5 protein-coding genes are annotated in these 7671 nt (G+C 63.9%); all 5 read left to right on the top strand.

Features of this window, described 5'->3' with window-relative positions:
• The first annotated feature begins 353 nt into the window (after nt 1–353).
• The 5 genes from hutG to ACQ4LH_RS16190 all read left to right on the top strand — a co-directional run bounded on the left by hutG (nt 354) and on the right by ACQ4LH_RS16190 (nt 7665).
• Nucleotides 354–1292, top strand: coding sequence for a formimidoylglutamase (hutG, locus tag ACQ4LH_RS16210; protein ID WP_430698096.1), 939 nt, complete (start codon nt 354–356; stop codon nt 1290–1292).
• 120 nt (nt 1293–1412) lie between these two features.
• A complete protein-coding gene (locus ACQ4LH_RS16205) occupies nt 1413–2738 on the top strand; it encodes a YjiH family protein (protein ID WP_430698095.1) in 1326 nt (441 codons plus the stop codon).
• A gap of 39 nt (nt 2739–2777) precedes the next feature.
• Nucleotides 2778–4445: a urocanate hydratase gene (gene hutU, locus ACQ4LH_RS16200; RefSeq protein ID WP_430698094.1), complete on the top strand. Its 1668-nt coding sequence runs from the start codon at nt 2778–2780 to the stop codon at nt 4443–4445.
• Nucleotides 4446–4538: 93 nt separating this feature from the next.
• Complete coding sequence (locus ACQ4LH_RS16195; protein ID WP_430698093.1) at nt 4539–6134, top strand: BCCT family transporter; 1596 nt, start codon at nt 4539–4541, stop codon at nt 6132–6134.
• Complete coding sequence (locus ACQ4LH_RS16190) at nt 6127–7665, top strand: HAL/PAL/TAL family ammonia-lyase (RefSeq protein WP_430698092.1); 1539 nt, start codon at nt 6127–6129, stop codon at nt 7663–7665. Before ACQ4LH_RS16195 ends, ACQ4LH_RS16190 begins: the two co-directional genes overlap by 8 nt.
• Nucleotides 7666–7671: the final 6 nt, after the last annotated feature.

The following is a 7671-nucleotide window of genomic DNA, read 5'->3' as shown; positions in this document are numbered from 1 at the left end:
GCCCTCGACGGTACCACCACCCATTTCGCCCGCGCCCTCGGCCGCCCCCTCCTGGGGATGACCGAGGCTGCCGCCCCCGCCCCCCTGCGCCCTGCNTTCCCCCCCCTGCCCCTWACCCAGSCCTGCCCCCTKTYCCGTTTGCCCCCGCGCGARSCCCKGGCSGGTATGCCCCCCCAKGCCGCCCGCGCCCKCGSCCGCCCTGMCCGGGGGSGGATCGANGGTTGGGGCCCCCGCCGATCTGTGCCTGTGGGATGTGCAGCAACCTGCCGAGTTGGCCTATGCAGTCCAGCCGGGCCGGCTGCGTCAGCGCATCTTCAGCGGCGTCATTAGCTACAGCAAAGAGGCCAATACCCATGCACGCTGATCGCAACTCCATGGACCTCTGGCAGGGCCGCGTCGACCCGGAAGCCGACAGCCCGCGCTGGCATCAGCGCATTCAGGCCCTGAGCGCGGACAGCCAGCCTGGCGTCGCCCTGCTCGGTTTCGCCAGCGACGAAGGCGTGCGCCGCAATCATGGCCGCGTTGGCGCGGTAAATGGTCCGCTGGCGATACGCAAGGCGTTGGCCAACCTGGCCTGGCATCGCCAGGGCGCGGCCTATGACGCCGGTGATGTGCTGTGCGCCGATGGCGATCTGGAAAGCGCTCAGGCGCGTCTCGGCCACAACGTCTGCGCGCTGCTGGATGCCGGGCATCTGCCCATCGTTCTGGGTGGCGGCCATGAGGTGGCCTTCGGCAGCTGGCAGGGTATTGCCGAACACTTAGCTGGTGGCAAACCTCGGATCGGCATTATCAATTTCGATGCGCATTTTGATCTGCGCGACCCGGCTCACGCCCGCTCCTCCGGCACGCCGTTCGCGCAGATTGCCGAGCAGTGCGCCGCACGCGGCTGGCCGTTCGCCTATGCCTGCCTCGGCGTCAGCCGGGCGAGCAACACCCGCGCCTTATTCCAGCGCGCCGCCGAATTGAACGTGCTGGTGCGTGAAGACCGCGAGATCCGCGAAGGCAGCCTGGCGGCTATCAGTGCCGAACTGTCGGCCTTTGTCGCCGGTTGCGATGCGATCTACCTGACCATCGATATCGACGTGCTGCCCGCCTGCGAAGCACCGGGCGTCAGCGCCCCGGCAGCGCGTGGCGTGCCGCTGGCGCTGCTTGAGCCGCTGCTGGAAACCGTGCGCGACAGCGGCAAGCTGCGCCTGATGGACCTGGCCGAACTCAACCCCGAACACGATATCGACAGCCGCACCGCCAAGGTCGCGGCGCGGCTGATTCACCTGTTGACCCTGACCGGCTAAGCGCTACTTGGCCACTTCCCTGACAACAATAAATACAGAGGAATGCACAGATGACACCCTTCACCCAGCACCGCCACGGCGGCAGCCCGGCACCCCGTTTGTTGCGCGCGGAGAGCCGTCATGTCTGAACAGCTCACGGCTTTTGCCAGCGTGTCCAAGGGCCGCGCCCTGGTCCGGCTGCTCGGCTACAGCCTGATTGGCCTGTTGCTGTTTTTCGTACCCTTCGAAATCGGCGGGCGCTCGACCATCCTTCTCGACCATGCCGCCAGCGCCCTGCAAACCCATGCGCGGCCGCTGGTGATCACTATTGCCATGCTGTTTATGCTCTACGGCGCACTGCAGCCCTGGCTTAGCGGCAGCTGGCGCGGCGATCTGACGCGCACCGTGTTCAGCGTACTCAAGGTGCTCGGCCTGCTGATCGGCGTGGCCTATCTATTCCGTGTCGGGCCTGAAGCGCTGTATCAGCCGGGCATGCTGCCGTTTCTGTTCGACAAGCTGGTACTCAGCCTGGCGCTGATCGTGCCGCTGGGTGCGCTGGCGCTGGTTTTTCTGATCGGCTTCGGCCTGCTCGAATTGGTCGGCGTGCTGATGCAGCCGGTGATGCGACCGATCTGGCGCACGCCGGGCAAGTCGGCAATCGATGCCGTGGCCTCGTTCGTGGGTAGCTACTCGGTGGGACTTTTGATCACCGATCGCATGTACCAGCAGGGCCACTACAGCGTGCGTGAGGCGGCGATTATCGCCACCGGCTTCTCTACGGTGTCGGCGCCTTTTATGGTGATCATCGCCAAGACCCTGGGCCTGATGGAGGTCTGGAACCTGTATTTCTGGAGCGCGATGCTGGTGACCTTTGCCGTTACTGCCGTCAGCGCGCGTATCTACCCGCTGTCACGTCTACCTACTGAAAGTCGTCCGGAGCCACAGCTGCAAGCAGGCGAAAGCCGTATCGGCAGCGCCTGGCGTGCCGGGCTGAGCCAAGCCGCCAGTGCGCCCTCGTTGCTTAGTGCGTTGCGCGAGACCTTTGTCGATGGCCTGCGCATGACCGCCGCCATCCTGCCGAGCATCCTCGCCGTCGGCCTGCTCGGTTTGCTCGCCGCCAAATACACCCCGCTGTTCGATGCCCTCGGTGTGCTGTTCTACCCGCTGACCTGGCTGTTTGGCCTGAATGAGCCGATGCAGGTGGCCCGCGCCATTTCCTCAGGCCTGGCGGAGATGTTCCTGCCAGCCATGTTGCTGAAAGACGCCGACGTGCTGGTCAAGTTCGTCACCGCCATCGTCTCGGTGAGCAGCGTGCTGTTTCTCTCTGCCTCGATTCCCTGCGTGCTGGCCACGCGAATTCCCCTGCGTCTGCGCGACCTGTTGCTGGTCTGGCTGCAACGCACGTTCTTAAGCCTGTTGTTCAGCATTCCGCTGGGCTACCTGGCGCTCTACATGGGCTGGCTGTAAGCCGCCCGCACCTAACGATCTGTTGATAAGGAGCTTGCTATGAGCCTTTTCCGTGACACCGAAATCCGCGCCGCCCGTGGCACTACGCTGACCGCCAAGAGCTGGCTGACCGAAGCGCCCCTGCGCATGCTGATGAACAACCTCGACCCGGAAGTGGCTGAGAACCCCAAGGAACTGGTGGTGTATGGCGGCATCGGCCGCGCCGCACGCAACTGGGAGTGCTACGACAAGATCGTCGAAGTGCTGACCCGTCTGGAAGACAACCAGACCCTGCTGATTCAATCCGGCAAGCCGGTTGGCGTGTTTGAAACGCACAAGGACGCGCCACGCGTGCTGCTGGCCAACTCCAACCTGGTGCCGCACTGGGCCACCTGGGAGCACTTCAACGAACTGGATGCCAAGGGGCTGGCCATGTACGGCCAGATGACCGCTGGCAGCTGGATCTATATCGGCAGCCAGGGCATCGTCCAGGGCACCTATGAAACCTTCGTCGAAGCCGGTCGCCAGCATTACGGCGGCAACCTCAAGGGCCGTTGGGTACTGACTGCCGGCCTCGGCGGCATGGGCGGCGCGCAACCACTGGCCGCGACCCTGGCCGGCGCCTGCTCGCTGAATATCGAGTGCCAGCAGAGCCGTATCGATTTCCGCCTGAAAACCCGTTATGTCGACGAGCAGGCCAGCGATCTGGACGACGCCCTGGCGCGTATCGACAAGTACTGCAGCGAAGGCAAGGCGGTGTCCATTGCCCTCTGCGGCAACGCTGCGGAGATCCTCCCGGAACTGGTACGCCGCGGTGTGCGCCCGGATATGGTCACCGACCAGACCAGCGCCCACGACCCGCGTCACGGCTACCTGCCGGCCGGCTGGAGCTGGGACGAATACGTGGCCCGCGGCAAAACCGAGGAGGCCGTGGTGGTCAAGGCCGCCAAGCAGTCCATGGCCGTGCATGTACGCGCCATGCTGGCCTTCCAGCAGATGGGCGTGCCGACGTTCGATTACGGCAACAATATCCGCCAGATGGCTCTGCAGGAGGGCGTCGATAACGCCTTCGACTTCCCCGGTTTCGTCCCGGCCTATATCCGTCCGCTGTTCTGCCAGGGCATCGGCCCGTTCCGCTGGGTGGCGCTGTCCGGCGACCCTGAGGACATCTACAAGACCGATGCCAAGGTCAAGGAACTGATCCCGGACGACGCCCACCTGCACAACTGGCTGGATATGGCCCGCGAGCGCATCAGCTTCCAGGGCCTGCCAGCACGTATCTGCTGGGTCGGCCTGAAAGACCGCGCACGCCTGGCTCAAGCCTTCAACGACATGGTCGCCAGCGGCGAGCTGAAAGCGCCGATCGTGATTGGCCGCGACCACCTCGATTCCGGCTCGGTGGCCAGCCCCAACCGTGAAACCGAGTCCATGCAGGACGGCTCCGACGCCGTATCCGACTGGCCGCTGCTCAACGCCCTGCTGAATACCGCAGGCGGCGCGACCTGGGTGTCGCTGCACCATGGTGGCGGCGTCGGTATGGGCTATTCGCAGCACTCCGGTGTGGTGATCGTCGCCGATGGCACGCCAGAAGCCCACGCCCGCCTTGGCCGCGTGCTGCGCAACGACCCGGGCACCGGGGTAATGCGTCACGCCGATGCCGGTTATCAGATCGCCGCCGATTGTGCCCGCGAGCAGGGCCTGGACCTGCCCATGCTGGGTGGTCGTTAACCATGAGCTGAAAGAGCGGGTTCGGCGCGGCGAGCAGAGGCTCGCGCCGAACCTGTGTTTCTACCGAGTGTAGTTTGCAGAGGGCAGGCAATAATGAATACAAGTAGCCGTAAGCGCCTGAATGCAGGGGTCTTTATCCCCGCATTTACCATCATTCTTCTCGCCGTAATCGTCGGGCTGGTCGACAACGCGGCGCTGGTCAGCGTGGCCAAGAAAATCTTCTATTTCTCCCTGTCCGACTTCGCCTGGCTGTATCAGCTGCTGGCGTTTTCGGCGTTGGCGGTGACCGCTTATATCTTCTGTTCCAAGGCCGGTGATATTCGCCTGGGCGGGGCACATGCCAAGCCGGCGTTTTCCATGGCTTCGACCTTCGCCATGGCGCTGACGGGCGGAATCGCCACGGGTGTGGTCACCTATTCGGTGAATGAGCCGATCATCTACCTGGGCAATGTCTACGGCGAAATCGGCAACCAATCCTTCGCCGCCGGCAGTGCCGAGGCGGCGGTCTTCGCCCTGGCGCGCAGCTTCCATAACTGGAGCTTTATCCCCTACGCCATGTATTCGGTAGTGGGCCTGATGATCGGTTATATGCACTACAACCGGAAACAGGCGTTCTCCATCTCCTCGGCCCTGGCGCCGGTGATCGGCCGTTATGGCGAGCGGCCGTGGGTCAAGTCGCTGATCAACGTGGTGGCAGTGCTGGCCATCGCCCTCGGTCTGGCTTCCTCGCTGGGCGCCGGGCTGGCGCTGATCGGTTCGGGTATCGAGTCACAGTACGGCATCAGCTCGACGCCGACGACTTGGCTGGTGCTGACGTTGATTATCTCCGTGGTGTTTATCGCCTCCGCCCTGTCGGGGCTCAAGCGCGGTATCCAGTTTCTTTCCTCGGTTAACGCCTACATCTTCTACGCCTTCGTGATCGTGTTGCTGATCATCGGCCCGATCAGCTACATCTTCAGCCTGTCGACCACCGCGCTGGGTTACTGGCTGAACAACTTCTTCCTCTGGTCGTTCGACACCAAGGAGTCCGGCGGTGAGGCCCTGGTGACCTGGTGGACGATGTACGACTGGTCGATCTGGATCGCCTACGCGCCGCTGATGGGGCTGTTCCTCGCGCGTATTTCCTACGGCCGTACCCTGCGTGAGTTTCTGATCATCAATTGGGTGCTGCCGTCGGTATTCGGCATCGTCTGGTTCGCCATCTGGGGTGGCTCGGCGATCAAGTGGCAGATGGACGGCACCCTTGACCTGGTGCGTATCGTCACCGAGAACGGCGCGGTCTCCGGGCTCTGGGGCTTCCTGCAGAACCTGCCGCTGGCCGTGATTCTGGTGCCGCTGGCAATCTTTACCCTGATCATTTCCTTCGCCACCGCTGCGGACTCCATGACCTCGACCATCGCCTCGATCTGCACCCACGACATCCGTGCGGATGAAGAGTCGCCGAAGCGGCAGAAGGTCATCTGGGGCGTTTCCATCGCCGCCATTGCCTACATCATGGTGGCCTTCGGTGGCGGCGCCCAGGGTGTCGAAGGGATCAAGTACCTGGCGGCGGCGGGTGGCTTCACCGTGCTGTTTGTGTTCATTCTGATTGTCGCTTCAGCGGCCCGGGTGTTTGTCTTCAACAGGGGCGAGCCGGTCAGCGAGCAACCCGAGGCGCAAGAGCGGCTGGCGGGAGCGGTCCATGAGTAAGCCGGCCGAGGCAGTGCTGATTGGCGATGGCCCTATCGCCTGGCAGGACGTGGTCGCGGTGGCCCGTGATCGCCGTCCGCTAAAGCTGTCGACGCAAGCCTGGTCGCGGGTGCAGGAGGCCCGTGCGGCGATCCTCGCCATCGCCGGCTCAAGCAAGCCGCATTACGGCATCAACACCGGCTTGGGCGCGCTGTGCCATGTGGTGCTGGCGCCGAGCGAGCTGCAGAAGCTATCCCGCCACACCCTGATGAGCCATGCCTGCGGCATTGGTGCGCCGCTGCGCGCCGAGCAGGTGCGGGCGATCATCTGCTGTGCGGTGGTCAATTACAGCCACGGCTATTCGGGCGTCAGCCCGCAGGTGGTGGAAGGCCTGTTGAACCTGCTCAACCACGACATCGTGCCGTTGGTGCCGGCGCAGGGCTCGGTCGGCTACCTCTCGCATATGGCGCACATTGGCCTGGCGTTGCTGGGGCAGGGTGAGGTCGAGTTTCGCGGTCAGCGGGTTATGGCTCAGGCGGCGCTTGAGGCCGTGGGCATGGCCAGCGTTGCGCTGGGCGCGAAGGATGGCTTGTGCCTGGTCAATGGCACGCCGGCAATGACCGGACTGGCCTGCCTGACCCTGGCCGACGCCAGCGCGCTGGCCGATTGGGCCGATATCATTGCGGCCATGAGTTTCGAGGCACTTGGCGGGCAGCTGGATGCCATCAGTGTGGCGGCGATCCAGCGCAAAGCCCACGTGGGCATGCAGCAAAGCGCGAGCAATCTGCGTCATCTGCTACAGGGCAGCCGGGTGATTGAGCGTTGCCAGGGTGAACACCTGCAGGATGCCTTGAGTGTGCGTTCAATCCCCCAGGTGCAGGGTGCCTGCCGCGATCAGCTGCAACACGCGGCCCAGCAGATTGCCGGCGAACTCAACTCGGCGACCGACAACCCGCTGGTGGTCAAGGAGAACGGCACCTATCGGGTAATTTCCCAGGCCAACCCCCACGGCGAGTCGGTGGCGATGGCCTGTGACCTGCTGGCGATTGCCGTCTGCGAGTGGAGCAGTATTTCCGAGCGGCGCAGCTTCCGTCTGGTCACCCCGCAAGCGAACAAGTTGCCGCCGTTTCTGACCCACGGCAGCGGCGTCAAATCGGGGATGATGATCGTCCAGTACAGCGCGGCGTCATTGGTGGCGGACAACAAGCGCCTGGCGCTGCCGGCGGTTACCGACAACTTCCTCACCTCCGGGCTGCAAGAAGACCATCTGAGCCTGGGCGAAAGCGCGGCCCTGAAACTGGATAAGGCCCTGGATAATGCCTTGCATGTGCTGGCCATCGAGTACCTGCTTGCCGGCCAGGCCTTCGACTTTATCGAGGACCGACCCTTTGGCCAGGGCACCGGGCGTGCCTGGCAGTTACTGCGCGAGCATGTGGCCTTCTACGAGGAGGAGCACCCGCTGCATCTGGATGTACGTGCCACCTATGAGGTGCTGCGCAATCAAACAAACCTGGAAGCGCTGCGTGAGCTGCTTCCCCAGTTCGAATCCTGAGGCTAC

It is taken from the genome of Pseudomonas peli (genome assembly GCF_050563605.1).
Taxonomy (GTDB): Bacteria; Pseudomonadota; Gammaproteobacteria; order Pseudomonadales; family Pseudomonadaceae; genus Aquipseudomonas; species Aquipseudomonas peli_A.
Note: the sequence above shows the minus strand (reverse complement) of the source record. Positions and strands in the feature narration are given on the sequence as shown.